This is a genomic window from Algibacter sp. 2305UL17-15, assembly GCF_040720935.1.
Taxonomy (GTDB): Bacteria; Bacteroidota; Bacteroidia; order Flavobacteriales; family Flavobacteriaceae; genus Jejuia.
Window position 1 is genome coordinate 29,317 of record NZ_JBFDAE010000020.1, and the last position, 21,793, is coordinate 51,109.

Below are 21,793 nucleotides of genomic sequence, written 5' to 3' on the forward strand. Positions count from 1 at the left end.
TAAAAAGCCTGTTTGATTTTCAAACAGGCTTTTTTACCTTATATCTTTGTATCAAGAAATAGAAACAGTTACTTTTTTAACATTTTTTTAAGCTGAAATGCCTAATACTCCAAAACACTATTTTTTATTTTTTTTAAATGCATCGCTGTTTTTCAATGTGTTTACAGCTAGTGTTGCCCAAAATTTTCAGCGTAGCGAGACTATTGTAGGTTTTAGTAGTCTTGACCAAAATAATGGAGCAGCAGTCGCAGATTATGATGGCGATTTGGATTTAGACATTTTTGTTGTTGCCAAGCTTAGAGATTCAGAATTTAAGGCATATTCGAAAAGTAGGCTTTTTAGAAATAATAGTAACGGCACATTTACTGATGTTACTCAAGAATCTAAACTGGTAAACCTTCTTTTTGAAGATGAGGTTTCTATCGAAGATTCTGCCACAGATGGTTTTAAAAATGGTGTGGCTTGGGGCGATTATGATAATGATGGGTTTCCTGATATTTTTTTTACATACACAACCAAGGTGCAATTATTTCATAATAACGGCGATGGCACGTTTAGCGATGTAACGGATGCCGTTGGTATTCAAAAGGTAAATAACTGCTCAAATACAGGGGCAACATGGTTTGATGCTAATAACGATGGTTTTTTGGATATTTATATTTCAGATTGGGACAGTTGCGATTATAATAATTTCTATATCAATAATGGCAATGGCACATTTAGAAATGCGGCCTCTGACTACTTTTCAAATGCCCGAAAAAGTACCTACACAAGCATACCATTCGATTTTAATCAAGATGGATGGATGGATTTGTACGTCACACAGGATTTTGAAGATCATAACGAAACCTTTATCAACCAAAACGGGATGGGCTTTGTGGAACAATCAGGCCTATATGGTATGGATCATGTTGGTGAAGATATGGGATTGGCTATTGGCGACATCAATAACGATGGCTTCTTTGATTTCTATATAACGACCATCAATAAAAATGTGTTATTAACAAATAAAGGCGATAATACATTTAGGGATTTGGCAGGTTCATATGATGTACTAAATACTGGTTGGGCTTGGGGCACTATTTTTGCCGATTTTGATTTAGACGGTGACGAAGATTTATTTGTTACCAATGGTTACAAAGAAAATACGCCTGTTCAAGAAAGAAACTATTACTTTAAAAACCAGCATGCACAAGGACAAGCTATTTTTACAGATGCAACATTTAGTGCTAGTTTATTTGATGTAGCAACAAGTGTAACACCAGTAGCGTTTGACTATGATAATGATGGCGATTTAGATTTATTTGTGAGCAATAGCGATAAAGCATCTATTTTTTATGAAAATAAAACCGCTGATTCCGATGAGAATTTAAATTGGTTTAAGGTAGCTCTGCAAGGCACGGTTTCCAATAGAGATGCCATAGGCGCAATAGTCTCTGTGACTACAAATATGGGAACACAACACCGTTACAATGCATCCATAACCCATTTGTCTCAAAGTTTAAAACCCCTTCATTTTGGTTTAGATTCCACTAATGAAATTTCAGAAGTAAAAATTAAATGGCCATCAGGTATTATAGAAACCTATACCGATTTTACTGCCAATCAATCTATACTGTTTACTGAAAATAATGGGTTTAAGGTTCATGAAATTCCTGTAGTTGAAAAACTAACAGGATGTACAGATCCATTATCATGCTCCTACAATCCGTTGGCAACCATTGAAGATAACTCTTGTGAATATCTGACTTCCGGTGCAATTACTGGCTCTAAAACTTCAGGATTTTTAAATACTGAAACATATAGTTATGAGTCATCTTCAAGCGGTAGTGTTTATAATTGGTCTGTATCTGGAGGAGACATCATTCAAGGACAAAATACAAATACTATTTCCGTAAAATGGGGTGTTGCTACTATAGGAGAAATAATAGTTAAAGAAACCAATCCCGAGTGTTCGAGTGAAGCAATAACTTTACAGGTTAATTTGTCTGTTTCAAAATTATCTGAAGAACATTCTATGGCGCGCTTATGGAATGAGGCTTTATTGAATGCTATTCGAGGGGATTTTGCAAGACCAACAGTACATGCCAGAAATTTGTTTCATACAAGCATTGCGTTATATGATGCTTGGGCAATGTATGATGATAATGCCAAAACGTATTTAGTTGATGCTACTATAGATAAATTTAAAACAACTGAAGACAAGCAAATTGCAAGAGCAAAAACAATGAGCTACGCAGCATACCGTTTGCTATCCCATAGGTTTAAAAACTCTCCAAATATTGAAGAATCCCAGAAATTATTTGATTTTTTAATGGATGAATTTGAGTACGATATTAATTTTTTATCTACAGATTATTCAGAAGGAAATGCGGCAGCTTTAGGCAATTTTATTGCTAAAACCATTATTGAGTTTGGTAATTCAGACGGCGCAAGAGAGTCCTCTGGTTACGGTAACGCGTTCTACCAACCCGTTAATGAGGCTCTATTTCCGTTTAATAGAGGGAACTCAAGTTTAACAAATCCCAATCGTTGGCAGCCATTAGCTTTAAAGCAGTTTATAGATCAAAGTGGAAATTTAATTTTAGGTTCAAAACCAGACTTTTTAAGCCCTGAGTGGGGGGCAGTAACTCCTTTTTCCTTAACAGATGAAGTTAAAAACACCTTCAATAGAGATGGCAATAATTATGGTGTCTATCACGATCCAAAAGCACCTCCTTATTTAAATATGAACGTTAATGATGGTTCAAGTGAATCTTATAAATGGGGGTTTTCTATGGTATCGGTATGGGGAGCGCATTTAGACCCAACAGATAATGTGTTATGGGATATATCTCCAAAGTCTATAGGGAATATTGATATTTCAAATTTACCCTCTGGTTTTGAGGATTACTCAAGTTTCTATAAGTATTTTGAAGGTGGAGATATTGGTAAAGGGCATACTGTAAATCCTTATACCAATGCACCTTATGAAGAACAAATTATTCCAAGAGGTGATTATACAAGGGTTTTAGCTGAGTTTTGGGCAGACGGGCCAGATTCTGAAACGCCACCGGGACATTGGTTTGCATTGTTAAATTACGTTAGCGATAGTGATTTGTTAGTAAAGAAATTAGAAGGAAAGGGAGAAGATCTAAATCCTTTGGAATGGGATGTTAAATCTTATTTTATTTTAGGTGGCGCCATGCATGATGCAGCTATTTCTGCATGGAGTATCAAAGGTTGGTACGATTATATCCGACCAATTTCGGCAATTAGATATATGGCTGGTTTAGGGCAAAGTTCTGATAGTTCTCTTGACAATTATAACATTGCAGGTATGCCTTTAGCAGATGGTTTCATAGAAATTGTAGCATCAGGAGACCCACTTGAAGGCAGACAAAGAGAGCACATAGGGAAAATTAAATTATACACTTGGCGAGGGCATGATTATATTAGTGATACCGAAACAGATAATGCTGGTGTTGATTGGATTTTAGCCGAAAACTGGTGGCCATACCAACGGCCTAGTTTTGTAACACCTCCATTTGCGGGTTATGTTTCGGGGCATTCAACATATTCTAGAGCTGCTGCTGAAGTAATGACGCTTTTAACAGGAGATGCCTATTTTCCAGGGGGCTACGGGGAGTTTATCGCAAGAAAAAATGAATTTTTAGTTTTTGAAGAAGGCCCAAGTGTTGATGTGAAACTGCAATGGGCAACTTATAGAGATGCATCAGACCAATGTAGCTTGTCACGAATTTGGGGTGGTATTCATCCACCTGCCGATGATATTCCAGGACGGTTAATTGGCGAAAAAATAGGGATTGATGCCTTCAATTTTGGTGTTAAATATTTTAGTGGGAAAGTTTCAGAAGAAAATCAAAACTCTAAATATGTTATTCACCCTAATCCAACGGAGGGTGTTATTCATATTTCTGGCTTAAAGGAATTTCAAACCATATCAATTTTTAATCTATTAGGTCAAGAAGTTAAACGGTTTGAGACCGCTCAATCTACAGTTGACATTTCTGGTTTAAGCAAAGGTATTTATCTTTTAAAAATAGATACTAATTTTGCTTATAAATTGGTAAAAGAATAATGTCTTTTTTTCATTTCATAAAAAGTTGTCCGACACATAAAAACAATACCATATTGGTATAAGTTCACATTCTAACCATTCGTTGTCCAACTAAAAACATTTGGTTGTTATTTCCGCCCACTTTGCAATTAATTTTACTCTTAAAAGCACTTAAATTAAACTTTTATGATAAAATCGTTGTATTTTTCGAAAGAAATCAGTCTCATTTTTGCTTTCTTATCTTTTGGGTTCATGACAATGGCTCAAGATGTAACTGTAAAAATAGATCCTAATTGCCAGCGCTTCCTTGGTGAGGTTTCAGAATTGGACAGAACCAAATTTTTTTCTGTACATGATGTGGCAAGCGATACTGAATCCAATACATTTCGAACGGATTATAACGTTACCGGAGGTAGAAACTTTTGGGGACCTTATAATTTTGCGAAAAACCAAACAGGATCTGTAGGAGTATATCCCGCTTACAAAAATGGAAATGAGGATTTAAGAGCTGTAAAAAATGGTTTTGTAGCTACCGAGCATCCAGGAAATGTATTTTTAGACGGCTTAGATATAACAACCGCAGGTAATTGGGCGGTGGAGTATTTCAAGGACTTTGTAGATCAGAATGGCAGAAACGAATTCTTTGAGGTCATGAACGAGCCTTTTGTGCATGCCAAGGATTTTTACTCAGGGCCATGGAGTATTTCTGAGAATAATAGAATAAAATTGCAAATGACAAAATTATATGACGAAGTAGCAAAACGTATCCATGAAACCCCTGCATTAGATAATATGAAGGTTCTTGGCTATTCTAGTGCATGGCCTTCTATGGAGCGTGATGATTTTGGACATTGGAATGACAATATGAAAATGTTCATGGATAATGCTGGTGAAAACATGTTTGCTTTTTCAACGCATTTATATGATGGGATTAATGTTACTGGACAAGACTCAAAACGTTCTGGAAGTAATTCCGAAGCCATTCTCGATTTAATTGAAAATTATAGTTATGTAAAATGGGACGCCATTAAGCCACATGCCATTACGGAATATGGGGCAATTGAAGAAGGATATGGAGATGATTATAGCGATATTGCCAGTGTGCAAACGGTACAATCCATAAACCATATATTATTTAATTTATTGGAAAGAGAAGATAAGTTAGTGAATTCTATTCCTTTTATTACTGGAAAAGCGACGTGGCATATTACAGCAGCAAACAATTATCAACCTTATCAAGCAGTACTTTTTAAACCTACAAATATTGGCGAGCCAACTCCTGCGGGTTGGGAATATACGCCAAGAATTCATTTTTACGAACTTTGGAAAGATGTGAATGGAAAACGCGTTATGATTAAAAGTGATCATCCAGATGTACAGGTTCAAGCATTTGTTGATAACAATAAACTATTTGTAGCTTTAAATAATTTAGATGATACTACACAAACAGCAAACTTGACCATGTTGTCTAATGTAACTGGTTTAGTAGATGTGAAGATAAAAACGCTTAAAATTTATCCTCAGGTGATGCCAAACATGTCCATAGAAACTGTGACTACTGCTCCCAATGCTATAGCATTGATTAAAGGTGAAACAGCCTTGTTGGAATATACATTTACCGACCCCATAACTTTCGATAACGCGTTAAGGCAGAAAAAATACTATACTAAGGATCATTTACAAGCTATAGTAGCAAACTCACAGTTGCTTTATAGTTTTAACACTATTTCAACAGGTAATGGTTTTGCTACCCTCAGAATGAGTATTGGTAGAAAACACAACGTTTCTAAGAAACCAATAGTAAAAGTGAATGGTAATACTATTGAAGTTCCTGATAACTATAAAGGCTACGATCAGGCGAATAGAGATGATTTTTTCGGAATGATAGAAATACCATTTTCAGCAGGACTTTTACAGGAATCAAATACTGTGAGTGTCACTTTTCCAGATTCTGGCGGAAGGGTCAGTTCTTTAATATTATCTGTGGAATTGTATGATAATGCTCCAGATATTGGAGCTTTAGCCTCTGTGCAAAGTACTAGTAACTCATGTCCTGGTCAAACTAATGGCGTTATTACGGTAAACCCATTAGCGGCTGGTCCTTTTAATGTTACAATAACTGGTAACGGTTTAAACGATACCAATAGTTTTTCCAGTAGTTATGATATCACAGGTTTAGCTTCGGGCACTTATACGGTTGTAATCAGCTCTCCAACAAATCCTGATGTAAAAACGGAATATGAAGTGGTTATTTCTGAACCAGAAAGTTTATCTGTTTCAGGTAAGCTAAACACAAATACAAAAAGTGTTACATATAGCTTAGAAGGAAGTAGCAGTTATAGTATAGAATTTAATGGCGAACAGTTTTCAACCACAGATGCTTCCATCGAATTGTATTTGAAAACAGGAAGTAACAGCATTAAAATTAAAGGAGAAAAAGACTGTCAAGGTAAATTTGAAGATAACTTGTTTTTTAACGAAATTGTAGGTCATCCAAATCCGTTTACAAATCATCTAACCATAGATTTAGGATTGGAAGATTCAGCAGCATTAAAAATATACAACACTTTAGGTGCTTTGGTTTATGATAAAGTGCATGACCCAATAAATCATCAAATAGACTTAGATACAAACTTTTTAAAAGAAGGGTTGTACATCATTTCAGTCGAAACGAAAGGAGTTTCTAAAAAAATAAAAGCTTTAAAAATTTCAAAATAAAAAAACTATGTCAAGACATTATATATACACAGGGATTCTAGCATTAACCATAGTGCTATTTAGTTGTAGTGGAGGCGATTCGTCTGGAGATGGAGGAGATAAAATTCTACCGCCAGAGGCTACAAGCTTAATATCGCCAACAAAAGACGAAGAGTGTAAACAAGGCAACATAGTTTCAGATACAGAAAGCAATGTAAGGTTTGAGTGGTCTAAAGCAGATAATGCCACAAGTTACACATTGGTTATAAAAAACCTAGATACCAATACTACAGAAGAAAACACTACCAACGATGTAATAACGAGTATTAAACTCCTAAGAGGTGTGCCATATTCTTGGCATGTGGTATCAAAAGCAAGCAATACTACTACCACGGCCACAAGCGAGACTTGGAAGTTTTATAATGCAGGCGAGGGCGTTAGTAACTATGCTCCTTTTCCAGCTGAAGTTGTAAGCCCAAATATAGGAGCAACAACAAATACAACGGTGTCTTTAGAGTGGACTGGTAGTGATATAGATAATGATATAGCAGCATACGATGTGTATTTAGATACCGCCAATCCTCCAACAAAACTACAGCAAGCAAATGAAACTGCGAATAAAATTAGTAATATCTCATTAACTGCGAATACCACATATTACTGGAGAGTAATTACTAAAGATGCTGCTGGAAATACATCTAAATCTCAAGTTTTTGAATTTAAAACTCAATAGTTTTTTAAATAATGAATTTTAAGTAAGATTGAAATATGAAACCCAAAGATTTACAAATTGCTTTTAATTTATTATTTATGTTATGCGTCTCTAGTGTATTTGCTCAAGATAGACCAAACGTAATTGTAATACTTGCAGATGATATTGGTACTGGTGATGTGTCTCATTATAGAAGATTACATTCAGATAACATAATTGTAGAAACACCTACACTCGATAAACTCGTAAAAGAAGGTATTATTTTTACAGATGCACATTCACCCGCTGCATTATGCGCACCAACGCGCTATGCAATCATGACGGGAAACCATTGTTATAGAAGTTATGCGCCTTGGGGCGTTTGGGGTGCTTACCAACCATCTCCAATTGAACCCAATCAGCTTACTTTAGGTAAACTAATGAAAAACGCAGGCTATAAAACGTCTTTTTTTGGTAAATGGGGATTCGGTATGGATTTCGGTAGAAAAGATGATCCTAATAAAGTTTATAGAAGTCCTAGAAAGGAACATGAGTTAGATGTTGATATTTCTAAAGTTATCGATAAAGGGCCTGCGCAGAATGGATTTGATTATAGTTACATGTACCCAGCAGGAATCCAGGCAGAGCCTTATGCCGTTTATGAAAATGGCATCATGAAACCATTAAAAGAAGATTCAGAAATAATTCTTATTACTCAGGAATATACCAAAGCTCTTGGGTTTAAATTAGATAAAAAAGCGGGCTTAGGCGATAGTCATTGGAATTCTTTTAATGCCGGTAAATTATTGGTTGATAAAGCCGTTGGTTTTATTGAACGAAATAGCAAAAAGGAAACCCCGTTCTTTATGTATTATTGTTCTCAGGCAGTACACAAACCGCATACGCCCTCAAAAGAATTGAATGGCATTAAAATAGCAGGAACAACACCTTCTAATCATTTGGATATGGTTAAAGAGTTGGATATTCAGTTAGAAATGCTAATTCAAACATTGAAAAAACAAGGGGTTTACGATAACACATTAATTATTTTCACGTCAGATAACGGAGGGTTATTGGTAAAAGAAACCTTGAATTCTGGACATAAATCATCAAGTATTTACAGAGGTGGAAAGAACCAGCCATACGAAGGCGGAACAAGGGTGCCTTTTATAGCCTGGTGGCCAAATAAAATAAAAGGGAATATAATTTCCAATACGCCTGTATTGGGGATAGACGTAATGGCAACATTGGCAGATGTAACGCATCAAAAAATTGAAGGGAATAATGCTATGGATTCTTCTAGCTTATTACCAATTTTGTTAGGAGATAATTCATTAATCCCCCATGATTTTTTAATCACTCAAAGTGGTACTGGTAAGGAAACCATGATAACAGAAAACGGTTGGAAACTCATTATTCAATGTGATAAAAAGGATAAAACGGATACACTTAGAAAACCAATTGCTTTATTTAATTTAAATGAAAATCCTCAAGAAAATGAAAAGGATAATTTGATTAAAAATGCTTCATACGCAGATAAAGTAAATAGTTTATTCGAAAAATATAATAAAACCCGAGATAGTAAAGTTAAAACAGGAGTTCATTAATTTTTTTGGAATTTAGTGTTTGTTTTTTTGTCCCGAAATTTCGGGATAATACCTCGTGAGCTTGCTTCGAGGTAGTTTATATTAAGATTTAGTTTTCTTTTGCCTTACATATTCACTTGGTTTTACTCCAAATTGTTTTTTAAAGCATTTTGCAAAGTATGATGAGGTGTTAAACCCTGTCATATACATGATTTCTTTTACAGAAAAATCACTTTGTTCAAATAGCTGAACGGCACGTTTAAGACGAATATTTCTAATAAATTCACTAGAAGATAGCCCGGTTATTTCTTTAAATTTTTTGTAAAGATTTGTTCTACTAAATCCCATCTCCTTAACCATCATTTCTACGTTAAAATCGGTATTCATCATGTGTTTCTCTACAATTTCAATCGCTTGATTTAAAAAGCGTTCATCAATAGATGTCACAGTAATTTCCTTTGGCTGTAATGTGATGTCAAGATTAAATTTGTCTCTTAATTTTTGGCGATGTTTTAAAATATTTGAAAGTTTCAGCTCTAATAATTCAATATCAAAAGGTTTTCTGATGTAAGCATCGGCACCAATTTTTAAACCAATTATTTCATTTTCTTGAGATAATTTTGCGGTTAGCATTACCACAGGAATATGGCTCGTTTCTTTCTTGCTTTTTATGTGTTTACAAAATTCTATACCATCCATAATAGGCATCATAATATCGGTAATTATGATTTTCGGGTTTATATTTTGTAATAGTTCAATGGCATCAGCGCCATTTTCTGCAGTATAAATCGTGTATTTTGTTTTAAGTGCCTGCTTAATAAAAATTCTAATATCTTCGTTATCATCAACCACCAAAAGGGTTGGGGTTTCGCTACTCTCCTTAGAAAGACTTTCGTCAACAATGTCATCATTAATACCGATTGCCATGGAGTCTGATTCTGAAGAGCGCACATGGAAATCACTTTCAGAAACATCTTTACAGGTAATTTCAGGTATATTGGTATAAGCTTTTTTTGCTTTGGGCAATCTTACGGTAAATGTAGTGCCTTGGTTAACCTTACTGTCCACTTTAATAGAACCTTGATGCAATAGGACTAAACTTTCAACAAAGGCTAAACCAATTCCCATGCCTTCAGAATTCTTTTTATCTTTATTTTTTTCTGAAAAAAAACGTTTAAAAATATTAGAAACTTTCACTTCGTCCATGCCGGCACCAGTATCTTTTACCTTAATCTCTATATAGCTTAAATCGTTTTCTAGATTCAGGTTTTTTGAGCCTTCTATTTCAGAAATACTAACATTGATGATGCCACTTTCGGGAGTAAATTTGAAAGCATTTGACAATAGGTTATTCATTATTTTTTCTACGGAATCATGATCAAACCAAGATTTGAGATTATTATTCGATGCTTCTACATTAAAGGCTATATGCTGCTTTCTTGCCATAAATTGAAAAGGCTCGCTAACTTCTTTTATAAAATTAACGATGTTGCTATTGCGCATTACCAAGCGCATTTTTCCCTGATTGATTTTTCTGAAATCCAAGAGTTGAGAAATAAGCCTTAAAAGATAATCGGTATTTTTCTGCATGAGCTTGTACTGCTCTTGCTTAACCTCGTTTTCAAGATTATCACCTTGTTTTTGTAAAAAATTTAGTGGTCCTTTAATTAATGTTAACGGTGTGGTAAACTCATGGGTAATGTTTGTAAAAAACTCAAGCTTTATTCTTTGAAGTTCATTGTTCTTTTCTTTTTCAAGATGCTCAAGCTCTAAAGCATGCTTTTTAGTGGTTTTAATTATGGTAAACCTTCGGTATAATAATAAGAGCCCTAATAAAATTAAGCTGTAAACCAAAAATGCAAAATTAGTTAAATAGTACGGTGGTGCGACCGTAATTTTTAATAGTGAAGGGGTTGAATCCCAAACATTATCGTTATTGGAAGCTTTAACTTTAAGGGTATATGTTGCAGGAGATAAATTGGTATAGGTAGCAAAACGCTTTTTTGAATTTGTGTAAATCCAATCTTTATCAAAGCCTTCTAGCATGTAAAGAAAGTTGTTTTTTTCTGGTGCAGAATAGTGCAAACCTGCGAACTCGAAAGAAAAGCTATTCTCTTTGTATTTTAGTTTTATGTGATCTGTTTGGCTTATTGGATGTTTTAATATCACCCTGTTATTTAAGGTATCGCCAACATGGACAGGTTTGTTAAATACCGAAAACTTGGTAATTATAGTTTCAGCTTCTATAGGATTATCTCTTATTTCTGAAGGGTTAAAAACATTAAATCCATTTGTTCCACCAAAAATTAAATCTCCATTTTTTCGTTTTAACCGTGCCAATTCCTGAAATTCATTGTCCTGTAAACCATCATTAACATCATAATTTTTAAAAGTTTCATTGTCAGGGTCAAATTTTGAAAGCCCTTTGTTTGTGGAAATCCAAAGATTTCCATTGTCATCTTCAAGAATTCCTTTTACCACATTATTTGGTAAACCATCCTTTTCTTTATATGCCATAAATTTAGGTGGCGCTTTTCCAATAGGAGGAATGTACTTATTAACGCCTCCACCAAAAGTGCCTATCCAAAGTATTCCTTTACTATCTTCAAATAACTCTAAAATATAGTCGTGACTTATACTGTTTTTATCATCAGGGTTGTACTTGAAAGTTTCGAATTTTGGGTTTTCCTTAGAAATTTCATTTTTGGGCAACATAGAAAGCCCTTTTCCTGTGGCAAACCAAATATTACCATCTTTATCTTCTTTGATATTTCTAATGATATTACTGGGAATACTTAAATAATCCCTCTCATTATGAGACAAATAATCCTTTTTGTAAGTATTCGAGGTTTTATCAAAAAGCCATCTGTTTATGCCTTTATTATAAGTGCCTATCCAAAGGTTTTTGTTGCTATCTTCTAAAATTGAAAAAACACTTCCTGTAATTGAACTAAAATCAAAGTAATCGATTTGTTTTATGTTGTTTATATCGGTTATATCTAGCTGTAAAAGTGCCGAATAGTTCTCTCCACCAACCAAAAGTATTTTTTTGTCCTTTTTTTGAACTTCGGTTATCGCAAAGGTTTTTTGGATGTAGTCAAATTTCTTAAAACCTAAGTAGGAATTACTGTTTTCTTGTTTTGGTAACATGTTTAGATCACCCCCCTCAGTTCCAACCCATAAATTTCCAGGGCTGTCTTCGTAGATCGATCTAATTTTGTCATAACTTAAACTAGCTGGGTTTAGGCTACTTTTAATATGCAAAAATGGTTTTCTAGTGGGATCTAGTTTGTTTATCCCACCGCCATTTGTCCCAATCCATAAAATTCCGGTTTTATCCCTATATAAAGATTTTATAATATTTTTACTTAAAGAATTTTTTTCTTGAGGATGATAAACATATTTATCTACCAGTTTAAGGTTTTTAAAAGAATTGGTAGTTTGAAATTTGAACAAACCCGAATCTGAACCTGCCCAAACCGTGTTTCCTTCAATACGAACACTATTAAAAGGAGTGGAGGTGTTACTATTAAAAGCGCGTTTTAGTGTATTGGATTTAGCATTAGGGTTGTATGTGAAAAAACCATTATAAATAGCTAGTAACAGAATGCCATTTTCTATTTCACTAATACTTCTAACCATAAAGTTGTCTGAACTAACCAACTTTAAAGTATCTGGTAAATTATTATTTTCTTCTATTAATTCATATAAACCTTTGGTGGTGCCCACATATACTTTACCCTTGCTGTCTTCAAATACACTTAGTACGTTATTCAGTTGAGATTCTAGTTTGTTAAAATTAAAATGCTTGAAGGATACGGGTTCATTATTTAAATCAGCCACATTTAATCCTTGTGTTGTTATGACCCAAATGCGGTTTTTGGAATCAACCAATATATCTTGAACATCATTACCGTTCAGACTGTTAGGGTCTTCGGGGTTATTAACATAATGCGTAAAAGTTTCTGTTTTTCTGTTGAAGTAATTTACCCCTTTTCCGGAAGTACCTATCCATAAGTTCCCTTGCTCGTCTCCGTCTAACGCAAAAATTAAATTACTATTTATGCTTTTTGGGTTGTTTGGATCTGGGTTGTAAACCGTGAAATTGTAGCCATCATATTTATTAAGTCCGTCATGGGTGCCAAACCACATAAAACCAAGATTGTCTTGGTAGATACAATTAACATCGTTTTGCGATAAACCGTCCGAAGTTCCTAAATGCTCAAAGAAAGCATCATTTTTTGTGTTTTGGGAATACATATTTAGAAGTCCGCATAAAAAGATGATGCAAACTAATACAGTGCTATAGTGTTTTTTTAAGTTCAAAAGGAGATTTATTTATAAGAGACTAGTATCTCAAATATACCTATAAAAATAGAATAAAAAGAAAACTGGATTAAGAGGAAACCAAATAATTACTTAAAATGTTAGTTCAAGGCATTTTTTGTAATATAATAGCGCCAACCAATTATTGCCATTTGTAGTTTGCTGGCTTTGGCTAAATCTAGTTTTTGCTTAGAATAACTAGGAAGTATAATTTTATTAACTCTCGCTAAAAATTTGAAAACATGCTTTTTCACGAATTTGTAACTGTTTTTACAAAAATAGTAAAACTTATTCTAGACTAAGCTTTACAGGTTTTTTGGATTAAATCATTGCTATAATAACAAGAATTAAATCAATTACAAATTTGGCAAGTGTCATCATGTTTTTAGGTTTTAAAGGGTTAATAATATCACTATTTTTTGAAGATATATATTTGCCAATATGTTTACCAAATGTTTTGATAGAAATCGATGCAGTTGAATAGGGATTTGTAAGTAAAAAAGAGGAATTGATTTCGGTATTTATGTGACTGTCTTGTTTTGTGTGGTAAAATGTAATTTAAATAGATGTATGTTGTTTAAATATGAAATAATTGTAGGTGGTTTTTAGTCCAATTTTTAAAAACCAAGGGCGTTTTCATAAAAAAATGAAACTATTTGTCGATTTCGTCTTTTTTTTAAACTTTATACACAAAAAAAGACACTCCTTTTAGAGTGCCTTTGAACATTGTGTTTTTAGTAGGTTTAATTTGTCTTTTTGGTTGTTATTTCTACAACGCCATCTTTTCCTTTATCTCCATATTTTTCAATGGCAGATGCTCCTTTTAAAACATTTATACTTTCTATTTTGTCTGGTTTTATATCTTTTAATATATCTACAGAACTTTCTTTTCCGTCTAGAATGTACAGGGCGTCTTTATGAAGCGTATGATTTTTATCATCGGTTGATGTTACCCCGATTTGAGTTTTCCAAGGACTTTTCGCTTCGGGCTTTTCATTTTTTGTCTTTAAAGTTATTTCTATAACACCATTTTTTCCGTTGTCTCCGTATTTTTCAATAGCTTTTTCTCCTTTTAAAACATGTATTGCTTCTATGTTTTCCTTCGGGATTTTTTCAGCTTCTTCTTTTGTAATCTCTTTGCCATCCACCATGTATATTGGGTTTTTGTCTTGAGTTATAATTACTTCCAAAGGTTTTGGTTCTATAAGCGTCTCTTTGGTGTTAAAAGCCATTAAAAATAATGTCACCAGCGGAAGTATTATTAACAATTTTAATTGGTTCACTCTTTTTGATTTTGATTTGTGTAACATGATGATTCGTTTTTTGATTAATGAATTATAAAAATTATTGCGCAAGGATATATTATGATGGGGCACAGCAGATTTAAGTAGTGTATATTGATATGCTTTTTTACAGTTTAAAGCAGTAACCGCTTGTTTATCTGCAATAAACTCTAAGTTTTGTTTTAGCGCTTTACTGTAGAACCAAATAAATGGATTAAACCAGAATATTAATGAGGCTATTTCAATTAGAAAAATATCAATGGAATGGTATTGCTGCACATGCACTTTTTCATGCGCAATAATTTGTTTGAGCTCATCATCCCGAAACATATTTGGATTGTAAACAATCCATTTAAAAAATGAAAACGGAGGGATCTCTTTTTCCGTTTTAATAAATGTAATACCATCTTTCTTAATAGATTCATCTCCTCTTAAAATTTTATATAACGAAACTATCTGGAGTATAAATCGTGTTATAAAAAAAGCAAACCCGACAAAATAAACAATAGTTATGTAGTCTAAAAACTCTAAAGATGATTTTGAATTCGCAGAATTTATTGAGTTATCGGTTATGGAAAATACATCCAAATTTAAAGGCTGTTGCTCTACATAAATGGGAATAACAATTAATGGCATCAAAAAGCTAAATAAAACACCAGAAAGAAAAAACCATCTATTTTTCTGAAAGAATGTTTCACTCTGCAAAAAAACTTTGTAACAAACAAAGAATAAAATAATTACGGTACTGGCTTTAAGTATGTATGCCATGATTACTGCTCTTTTTCTATGAGTTTTATTATGTCCTTTAAATCCTCAACAGTAATTTTTTCTTCCTTTGCAAAAAAGGAAACCACATTTTTATAAGAATTATTAAAGTAATTATTTATAGCCGTATTCATAAAACGCTTTCTATAATCTTCCTTTTTTACAATAGGGTAGTACTGGTGTGTTTTTCCATAGGCATTATAAGCCACATAACCCTTCTCTTCCAGATTTCTTATAATGGTAGAAAGTGTATTGTAATGAGGTTTTGCGTCTTTAATTTCTACTAATACATCTTTAACAAAAGCTTTTTCTAACTTCCATAAAATATGCATGATTTCTTCTTCTTTGTTTGTTAGTTTTTCCATTGAGAATTATTTTTTTCATTTCCTCGAATCCCGATAATTATTGAGAGGAAATCTCTATAATTGTTTTCGCATTACAAACCTATAACTATTTTTATAGTTATACAACTAAATTAACAGTTATGTAACTGTTAATTTAGTTTTTGATGCAGTTTCTAAATTCGTAAATCAAAAATCGTAAATCGTAAATGGTTGTATTATCTTCGCAAAAAAAAAAAAAAAATTTATGAGTTTACTCTGGGTAATTCTAGGTTTTGCATTATTGGTAATAGGAGGAGAGTATTTAGTGCGCTCTTCCGTAGCATTATCCTTTAAATTCAATATTTCTAAAATGGTAATCGGGATGACGGTAGTGTCATTTGCCACCTCTGCGCCAGAGTTATTAGTAAGTCTTCAAGCAGCTTTATCTGGTTCTCCAGCAATAGCTATTAATAATGTTGTAGGCTCTAATATTGCCAATATTGGTTTGGTTCTCGGTATTACAGCTTTGGTGGGTTCCATTGCAGTAGATAAATCATTTTATAAACTGAATTGGCCTGTAATGATGGTTTTTTCATTGGCCCTGTATTATTTTTTAAAAAATGATACTGTATTAACGGCTTATGAAGGGGCAGCGCTTTTCATTGGCCTTATTGTGTTTTTAGTTGTGCTTATTAGAAGTGCAAAAAAGGATAAGGTAGTTGAAGCGGTTGATGAGAACCTTGCAACCGTTTCGAATTTTAAAATAGCTATTTGGTTACTTATTGGAGCCACAGCACTTTATTTTGGTAGTGAATGGTTGGTAGAGGGCTCAAAGGAAATTGCATTATCTATTGGTGTTAGCGAAGCTGTAATTGGTGTGTCGCTAATAGCAATTGGAACTAGTGTTCCAGAACTTGCAGCATCTGTTATTGCTGCGGCAAAACAGGAAAAAGCCATTTCGTTAGGAAATTTAATAGGTTCTAATATTTTTAATATAGCATCGGTTTTAGGGTTAACGGCTTTAATCAAACCAATTCCTGTTACAGAACCTCAAATACTGTCTAACGATATTTTTTGGATGTTGGGGTTTTCAGCAGTATTAATTCCACTTATATTTTTGCCTAATCGTTTGCAAATTAGCAGATTTAAAGGCTTTTTTTTAGTAGTTGCTTATGGTATATTTATGTTTTTAGTGTTTACTCAAGGAAAGATTTAGCATAAAAAACGCTCCAAGAGTTTTGATTCTTGGAGCGTTTTTATTTGAAGACATAAGATTATTAGTTCTTAAAAATAGTCTGCTTTCTGTCGGGGCCAACCGAAACAATTGTAATTGGGGTTTCTAATTCTTTTTCAAGAAAATCAATATACTCGTTCAATTCCTTTGGCAATTGAGACACTTCAGACATTTTTGTCAAGTCTTCGCTCCAACCTTTAAATTCAGTATAAATTGGAGTTACATTTTCTGGTTCAATATTATATGGTAAATGCTTGATAGTTTCACCTTTATAGTTGTAAGCAGTACATACTTTTAGAGTTTTAAACCCAGAAAGCACATCGCCTTTCATCATCATTAATTGCGTAACGCCATTTACCTGACAGGCATATTTTAGTGCCACTAAATCTAGCCAACCACAGCGTCTAGGGCGACCGGTAGTTGCACCAAATTCATGACCAATACGCGCCATATCTTCTCCATCCTTGTCAAATAATTCAGTTGGAAAAGGCCCAGAACCCACACGTGTTGTATATGCTTTGAAAATTCCGAAAACATCACCAATTTGATTTGGGGCAACACCTAAACCAGTACAAGCTCCAGCTGCAGTTGTATTACTTGAAGTTACAAACGGATACGTTCCAAAATCAATATCTAATAAAGAGCCTTGTGCGCCTTCTGCTAAAATTGTTTTACCACTTTTTTGAGCTTGATACACATATTCTTCAGAATCTATAAACTTCAAAGATTTCAATACCTTAACAGCTTCAAAAAACTCTGCTTCTAAATCTGCTAAATCATATTCAATTTCAACATTGTAATAAGCAATCATAGATTCGTGCTTATCGGCCAATGCTCTATAGCGTTCTTTCCAATCGCTTAATTCCAAATCACCAATTCTAATACCGTTTCTACCGGTTTTATCCATATAAGTTGGCCCAATTCCTTTTAGGGTAGAACCAATTTTAGCTTTCCCTTTTGAAGCTTCACTTGCAGCATCCAATAAACGGTGGGTTGGTAAAATAATATGTGCTTTTCTTGAAATTAGAAGTGATTTTCTATAATCAACATCTTGTTCTTCAAGTTTGTCTAATTCTTTTTTAAAAATAACAGGATCTATAACTACACCATTACCTACTAAATTAGTAGCTTCATCATGAAAAATCCCTGATGGAATAGTGTGCAAAACATGTTTTTTTCCATTAAACACCAAGGTATGTCCCGCGTTTGGTCCGCCTTGAAAACGTGCTATAATATTGTAGTTTTTAGTTAATACGTCAACAATTTTTCCTTTGCCTTCGTCTCCCCATTGTAGTCCTAGTAGTAAATCTACTGCCATTGTAAAATATTAAATTAGTTAGTTATCCTGATCGGTTTCAGGGGTTTTTTTTCGGTTTCCGTAAAAATAAAGTGAATGGTTATTGATTTCAATATCGAATACTTCTTCTATAGTTTTTTTGATAGATTGAATTCTAGGGTCGCAAAACTCGATTACTTCTCCCGTATCGGTTAAAATAACATGGTCATGCTGGCTATCAAAATATGATTTTTCGTAATGTGCTTGGTTTTTACCAAATTGGTGTTTTCTAACCAATTTACATTCTAAAAGCAATTCTATGGTATTATAAAGTGTAGCGCGAGATACCCTATACTTTTTATTTTTCATATTAAGGTAAAGCGACTCAATATCAAAATGTTCTTTACTGTCGTAAATTTCTTGGAGTATAGCGTAGCGTTCAGGCGTTTTTCTGTGCCCGTTACTTTCAAGAAAGCTGGTAAAAACGTTCTTTACAATCTCTTGATTTTTACTATCTGTATTTGAACTCATAATTGCGGCACAAATTTACGCTTTTTATATCAAAAGGATATATAAATTATTAGACTATTTGGGTGTCGTTTTACTATTACACTCTCGATACCTTATCAATACCATTAATCTTTTTAAGTTTCTCCAATATTTTTTTTAATAATGCTTTGTTTTTTACAACAACCTTAATTTTTCCTGAAAACAAACCATCGTCGGTCTCAAAACTCAAGCTTTTCATATTGACGTGCATGTTGTCAGAAATAACTTTTGTGATGTCATTTACCAATCCAAGATGGTCTATTCCAGATATGACGATTTCAGTAGCATATTCTTCCTGTGAAGAATCAATCCATTTTGCCTGCATGATGCGGTAAGCGTAGTTGGATTGTAAACTCAAAGCGTTAGGGCAATTCTTTTTATGTACTTTAATACCTTCAGAAACTGTTAAAAATCCAAAAACACTATCGCCTGGAATAGGATTACAACAATTTGATAATTTATAGTCTAGCTTTTCTTCTTCTTTACCAAAAACTAAGGAATCATAATTAGAAGTAACTTCATCTTTCTCAATGTCTTCTTTAGATATGGTTGGTTTCCTTGCAATTTTATTTTTAATATAACTCATTAAGACATTACTTCTAGAGGAAGCAAAATCCTTGAGCATGGCATTGTCTATAGAGCCAATTCCAACACGATAAAATAAATCTAAACTTGTTTTTAGATTAAAATGACGCACCAAATCGTTGACCGAAGATTCGTTAAGTGTAATTTTTAGTTGTTTCAGTTTGCGTCTTAAAATTTCTTTACCTTCTTCTCCTATGGTTTTTCTGTCTTCTCTAAGTGCGGATTTAATTTTTGATCTTGCCCGAGCTGTAGTTGCATAGTTTAACCAGTTGGCGTTTGGTTTTGAGGTTTCTGAAGTAATAACTTCCACTTGATCGCCACTTTTTAGTTCATGACTTAGTGGTACCAACTTCCCATTCACTCGTGTACCTCGGGTATGCATCCCTATCTCAGTATGAATATGGAAAGCAAAATCTAGGGAAGTAGCGCCTATAGGGAGTGATTTTAATTCTCCGTTTGGTGTAAAAACAAATATTTCTTGGGCATATAGATTGAGTTTAAACTGTTCCACAAAATCTACCGCATTCATCTCATGGTTTTCTAGTGCTTCTTGTAGCCTGCTTATCCAGCTTTCTAAATTATCTTCTTTTTCGCCTTCTTGCTTATATTTATAATGTGCTGCATAGCCTTTTTCGGCAATTTCGTTCATGCGTTCGCTACGTATTTGCACTTCAACCCAATTGCCTTTAGGTCCCATAACCGTAATATGCAATGCCTCATAACCGGTTCCTTTAGGCGAAGAAATCCAATCGCGCAGACGGATAGGGTTGGGTCTAAAATGATCGGTTACAATAGAATATATTTTCCAAGCTAAAAACTTTTCTTCTTCCTCTTTGCATTTATAAATAATTCTAATCGCAAATTTATCATATACCTCATCAAACGCAACGCCTTGCTTTACCATCTTTCTGCGAATTGAAAATATGGATTTAGGACGTCCTTTAATAGTGTATTCAAAGTTCTCTTTATCTAAAGATTTTCTGATTACCGCACTAAATTGCTCAATATATTTATCCTGGTCTTCTTTGCTCTCTTTTATTTTATGAAGAATATCTGTATAAACTTCAGGCTCAGTATATTTAAGCGCTAAATCTTCAAGTTCGGTTTTTATATTATAGAGCCCAATTCTATGCGCCAAAGGTGCGTAAATATATAGCGTCTCTGATGCTATTTTAACCTGTTTGTCAGGTCGCATAGCATCCATGGTTTGCATGTTGTGCAACCTATCGGCTATTTTTATGATGATAACGCGAACGTCATCATTTAGCGTCAACAGCATTTTTCTGAAATTTTCGGCTTGCAAGGATACATCCATATCTTGTTCCTTGCTTAAAGAAGAAATTTTTGTGAGTCCGTCAACAATTCTGGCAACAGTTTCGCCAAATAATTGTTCAATATCATCAATGGAATAGTCTTCAGAATCTTCAACCACATCATGAAGAAGTGCAGCGGCAATAGAGGTGGCGTCCAAACCAATTTCCTGCGCTACAATTTTGGCAACAGCAAGTGGGTGGAAAAGATAGGCTTCCCCAGATTTTCTGCGTTGGGTTTTATGAGCATCCAAGGCAACTTCAAACGCTTTCCTGATGAGTTTTTTATCATCATCAGAAAGGTTTGTGTAGCTTACTTTAAGTAACTCTTTGTAAGCTTTGGCGATGGCTGCGTTTTCTTTTTCGATTTCTTCTTCAGACATCGAATAAAAATAATATAATCATGGCAAATAGCCAGTACGGATTTTATATTTTTTTAAGAAATTTTATTTAGGAATTCAATGAGCTTTTTTGTGGCTTTTCCGCGATGCCCAATTTTGTTTTTCAGCTCTAAATCCATTTCAGCAAAAGTTTGCTCGTAACCACCTGGTTTAAAAATGGGGTCATAGCCAAAACCTTGATTTCCAGATTTAAATGTCGTGATTTTACCTTTACAAATACCGGTATATGTATATTGTTTGTTGTGAAGTTGTAAAGCGATTACGGTTTTAAATTGTGCGTTACGATTATCTTTATCCTTTAAATTTTGAAGTAGTAAATCCATGTTATCGTTTGCATCTCTCTGTGCGCCAGCATAACGTGCGGAGTAAACACCAGGTTCTCCGTTTAAAGTCTCAACCTCTAAACCAGTATCGTCTGCAAAACAATCGTATCCATAATTAGTTTTAACATATACTGCCTTTTGGACGGCGTTACCCTCAATGGTATTTTGTGTTTCAGGGATATCCTCAAAACAACCAATAGCTTTTAAACTTATTAATTTTATATGCTGCGGAAGTAAAGCTTGTATTTCCTTGAGCTTATTTTGATTATGTGTAGCGAAAACAATTTGCATATGGTGCAGTTTTAATTTTCAAAAGTACTATTATAATACTTTATGGGGATTTTATAATTTTTTTATGGTTTTTGTTATTTGAAGTTGACCTAA

Annotated in this window: 13 protein-coding genes; 5 read left to right on the forward strand and 8 right to left on the reverse strand. The window is 33.8% G+C overall.

Going from position 1 to position 21,793, the window contains the following annotated elements; translation table 11 throughout:
• The first annotated feature begins 97 nt into the window (after nt 1–97).
• From ABXQ82_RS16975 to ABXQ82_RS16990, 4 genes are all read left to right on the forward strand, one after another.
• Nucleotides 98–4,081 carry an FG-GAP-like repeat-containing protein gene (locus ABXQ82_RS16975; protein WP_367062600.1) on the forward strand — a complete coding sequence of 1,328 codons (3,984 nt, stop codon included), beginning with the start codon at nt 98–100 and terminating at the stop codon, nt 4,079–4,081.
• A 165-nt stretch (nt 4,082–4,246) separates the two neighbouring features.
• On the forward strand, nt 4,247–6,778 hold the full coding sequence (locus ABXQ82_RS16980; protein WP_367062603.1) for a T9SS type A sorting domain-containing protein: 2,532 nt from the start codon (nt 4,247–4,249) through the stop codon (nt 6,776–6,778).
• 7 nt (nt 6,779–6,785) lie between these two features.
• On the forward strand, nt 6,786–7,490 hold the full coding sequence (locus ABXQ82_RS16985; protein ID WP_367062606.1) for a fibronectin type III domain-containing protein: 705 nt from the start codon (nt 6,786–6,788) through the stop codon (nt 7,488–7,490).
• A 35-nt stretch (nt 7,491–7,525) separates the two neighbouring features.
• Nucleotides 7,526–9,055, forward strand: coding sequence for an arylsulfatase (locus tag ABXQ82_RS16990; RefSeq protein ID WP_367062608.1), 1,530 nt, complete (start codon nt 7,526–7,528; stop codon nt 9,053–9,055).
• A gap of 81 nt (nt 9,056–9,136) precedes the next feature.
• On the opposite strand, the gene ABXQ82_RS16995 is transcribed toward ABXQ82_RS16990, so the two are convergent.
• The 4 genes from ABXQ82_RS16995 to ABXQ82_RS17010 form a co-directional block, all read right to left on the reverse strand.
• Nucleotides 9,137–13,294 carry a two-component regulator propeller domain-containing protein gene (locus tag ABXQ82_RS16995; RefSeq protein WP_367062611.1) on the reverse strand — a complete coding sequence of 1,386 codons (4,158 nt, stop codon included), beginning with the start codon at nt 13,292–13,294 and terminating at the stop codon, nt 9,137–9,139.
• Between the two features lie 167 nt (nt 13,295–13,461).
• Complete coding sequence (locus ABXQ82_RS17000; protein WP_367062614.1) at nt 13,462–13,614, reverse strand: SsrA-binding protein; 153 nt, start codon at nt 13,612–13,614, stop codon at nt 13,462–13,464.
• A 489-nt stretch (nt 13,615–14,103) separates the two neighbouring features.
• Nucleotides 14,104–15,411 (reverse strand): M56 family metallopeptidase, encoded by a 1,308-nt coding sequence (locus tag ABXQ82_RS17005; RefSeq protein WP_367062617.1) that lies wholly within the window; start codon nt 15,409–15,411, stop codon nt 14,104–14,106.
• A gap of 2 nt (nt 15,412–15,413) precedes the next feature.
• Nucleotides 15,414–15,773, reverse strand: coding sequence for a BlaI/MecI/CopY family transcriptional regulator (locus ABXQ82_RS17010; RefSeq protein WP_367062620.1), 360 nt, complete (start codon nt 15,771–15,773; stop codon nt 15,414–15,416).
• Between the two features lie 223 nt (nt 15,774–15,996).
• Between ABXQ82_RS17010 and ABXQ82_RS17015 the strand changes: the two genes are divergently transcribed.
• On the forward strand, nt 15,997–16,947 hold the full coding sequence (locus tag ABXQ82_RS17015; RefSeq protein ID WP_367062623.1) for a calcium/sodium antiporter: 951 nt from the start codon (nt 15,997–15,999) through the stop codon (nt 16,945–16,947).
• Between the two features lie 61 nt (nt 16,948–17,008).
• On the opposite strand, the gene ABXQ82_RS17020 is transcribed toward ABXQ82_RS17015, so the two are convergent.
• The 4 genes from ABXQ82_RS17020 to ABXQ82_RS17035 all read right to left on the reverse strand — a co-directional run bounded on the left by ABXQ82_RS17020 (nt 17,009) and on the right by ABXQ82_RS17035 (nt 21,700).
• Entirely contained in the window at nt 17,009–18,283 is a 1,275-nt protein-coding gene (locus ABXQ82_RS17020; RefSeq protein WP_367062626.1) for an adenylosuccinate synthase, read from the reverse strand.
• Between the two features lie 18 nt (nt 18,284–18,301).
• Entirely contained in the window at nt 18,302–18,772 is a 471-nt protein-coding gene (locus tag ABXQ82_RS17025) for a transcriptional repressor (protein WP_367062629.1), read from the reverse strand.
• 76 nt (nt 18,773–18,848) lie between these two features.
• Complete coding sequence (locus ABXQ82_RS17030; protein ID WP_367062632.1) at nt 18,849–21,068, reverse strand: RelA/SpoT family protein; 2,220 nt, start codon at nt 21,066–21,068, stop codon at nt 18,849–18,851.
• 53 nt (nt 21,069–21,121) lie between these two features.
• Nucleotides 21,122–21,700, reverse strand: a complete 579-nt coding sequence (locus tag ABXQ82_RS17035; RefSeq protein ID WP_367062635.1) for a non-canonical purine NTP diphosphatase — start codon at nt 21,698–21,700, stop codon at nt 21,122–21,124.
• Nucleotides 21,701–21,793 lie beyond the last annotated feature (93 nt).